Origin of the sequence: Azospirillum sp. B506, from assembly GCF_000333595.1 — a bacterium.
Taxonomy (GTDB): domain Bacteria; phylum Pseudomonadota; class Alphaproteobacteria; order Azospirillales; family Azospirillaceae; genus Azospirillum.
In genome coordinates this window covers 1-2540 of sequence record NZ_BADK01000099.1, presented here as the reverse complement: position 1 = coordinate 2540, position 2540 = coordinate 1, and the positions used below count along the sequence as shown (strand labels likewise).

At 66.7% G+C, this 2540-nt stretch carries 2 protein-coding genes; both read left to right on the top strand.

Annotation, left to right across the window (positions count from 1 at the left end):
• On the top strand, positions 1-1407 hold a 1407-nt coding region (locus I71_RS03785; protein ID WP_042690840.1), incomplete at its 5' end, for a response regulator.
• 126 nt (positions 1408-1533) lie between these two features.
• On the top strand, positions 1534-2463 hold the full coding sequence (locus I71_RS03780) for a response regulator (protein ID WP_244433615.1): 930 nt from the start codon (positions 1534-1536) through the stop codon (positions 2461-2463).
• Positions 2464-2540 lie beyond the last annotated feature (77 nt).

Sequence of the window (2540 nt, the reverse complement as noted above, 5' to 3'; positions counted from 1 at the left end):
CGCCATGGCGGCACTGGACTCGGGCTGCGATTCTGCAAGCGGCTGGCGGAGCTGATGGGGGGCCGGATCGGGGTGGACAGCCAGCCGGGAGCGGGGAGCGTCTTCTGGGTGACCATCCCGCTGAAGCGGAGCACCGGCAGTGGCCATCCGCCCGCCCCCACGGGGAATTGGGCCGGACGACGCCTGCTGCTGGTCGATGACATTGCCGTCAACCGTGACCTGCTGACGCGGCAGCTCGACGGCTTCGGCATCGTCATCGAGACAGCCGCAAGTGGAGAGCTGGCGCTGGACCGGCTGGTCGCCGCCGCCCGTGACGGCAAGCCCTTCGACGCGGCAATCATCGACCATCGCATGCCCGGCCTGACCGGGTCGGAGGTGGCCCGACGCATCCGCGCCATTCCCGAACTGGCCGGCATCCGGCTGGCGCTCGCCTCCTCCCAAAGGCTTGAGGGACAGGGGGCGGAACAGGCGCCTGTCGACACCCACCTGCCGAAGCCGATCCGGTTCGGCACGCTGTGCCAGTGCCTCGCCCGTCTGTTGGAACCCCAAGCGCCGCCACCGGCTGGACCGACGGCTGTCGGTACCTCCAACGGCAACACCGCCGGGCATCCAGAGACGGCGTCACGCGCCCGTGTGCTGGTGGCGGAAGACAATCCCGTCAACCAACAGCTGACGCTGGCCCTGCTGCGTCGCGCCGGCCATAGCGCAGAAGCGGTGTCGAACGGAGAGGAGGCGGTGGAGGCGGTGACCGCCCGGCCCTACGACCTTGTCCTGATGGACGTGCAGATGCCGGTGATGGACGGGTTGACGGCGACGCGGCGCATTCGCCGATTGTCCGGACCGGTTGCCGGCATTCCCATCATCGCGTTGACCGCCAACGCCATGCAGGGCGATGCCGCCATCTGCCTGGAGGCGGGCATGGACGACTACCTGTCAAAGCCGATCAATGCCCGCAAGCTTCTGGACACGATCGCCCGCTTCGTTCATCCAGCCGCGGGCAGCAATGCCGACGCCGTGCTGCCGGCGCAGGCGTCGTCGCTGGAACCCGAGTCGGAACCTATCACTGTCAACACCGAGAAGATCGAGGAGTTGCGCGATGCCCTGGGCAAGGATGGGTTTGCTGTGCTGCTGGATATCTTCTTCAGCGACAGTCCGCGGCATCTCGACTTGCTGCGCGCCGCCATTGCCCGCGGCGACTGCGCGGGCATCGAACGGGAAGCCCATTTTCTGAAGGGCTCCGCCGCCAATGTCGGTTTCGACCGAATGGCCGCTGCCGCTCATCATCTGGTCGCCGCCGCCCGGCGGGGCGATCATGAGGCGCTGACGGCCGTCGCGGGAGAGCGCGTCGCTGACGAGCTGTCAGCCGCCCGCAAGGCCGCGGAGGCGCTGCTGACGACAGCCGGCTGACCGTCGCCCCCTTGCCTTGCATACGGGCAATGCTGCGACGCAATGCCGCCGGCGATTGTGCAATAGGGGAAGTTTCTGTAAAATATTGTTGATTTTTCTCCCACACACCAAGAATCTTTGGAGCCTATGCCGACCATGGCCGACGCCGTCACCGCTCTGGTTGTCGATGACGAGGAAATGACCCGCGCCATAGTCGCCGGCTATCTGTCGCGCATCGGCTACCGGACGCTGGAAGCGGAAAGCAAGGCGCAGGCTTGGGAGATCCTGTCGACCGGCGGATCGGCGATCCATGTCGTCCTGCTCGACCGCCGGCTGTCCGACGGCGACGGGCTGGAATTGTACGAGCGGATGAAACGCGAACCGCAGCTGGCCGATATTCCCGTCATCGTTCAGACCGTCTCCGACAGCAGCGCCGACATCGCAGCCGCCATCCGCGCCGGCGTGTTCTATTACCTGATCAAGCCCTATGACGGCGCCCTGCTGCGCTCCGTCGTCCGCGCAGCGGAGGAAACGACCGGTCGGCTGAAGAGCCTGCAGGGCGACCTGCGCTGCCGGTCCGACGCCATCGGGTTGCTGTGCGACGGGCGTTTCCGCTTCCGCACGCCGCAGGAGGCGCAAAACCTCGCCATCACCCTGTCATCGGTCGCCGTCACCGCCAACAGCCTCGGCTTCGGCCTGTCGGAGATCCTGATGAATGCGGTCGAGCACGGCAACCTCGGCATCGGGTTCGAGGCGAAGGGCCGCCTGAAGGCCAGTGGCATGCTGGCGCGCGAGATCGAGGCGCGTCTGGCATCGGCAGAGCATCGCGACAAATTCGCCACCCTGCATGTGGAGCGCAACGGTGGCCGGGTGATCTTCACGGTCACGGACATGGGATCGGGCTTCGATTTCAACCGCTACCTGTCGGTCGACGCCTCGCAGTCGGATGCCACGCACGGACGCGGCATCGCCCTGGCCCGCATGGTCGGCTTCGACGAGCTGACCTTCGTCGGCAACGGCAACCGGGTCGTGGGAATTGTCAATCTGGACCGTGCGGAAAACGGCCGCTCGGACTGACCCACACACCATCATCGGGGCCGTCGGCGAGCGTCGGCAGCCTACATGCCCGGCTCGGACAACGCGACGCGGTTGCG

Excerpts from the sequence above, each read along its gene's own strand:
- I71_RS03780 (WP_244433615.1), top strand. The coding sequence starts at position 1,534 with ATGCCGACCATGGCCGACGCCGTCACCGCTCTGGTTGTCGATGACGAG.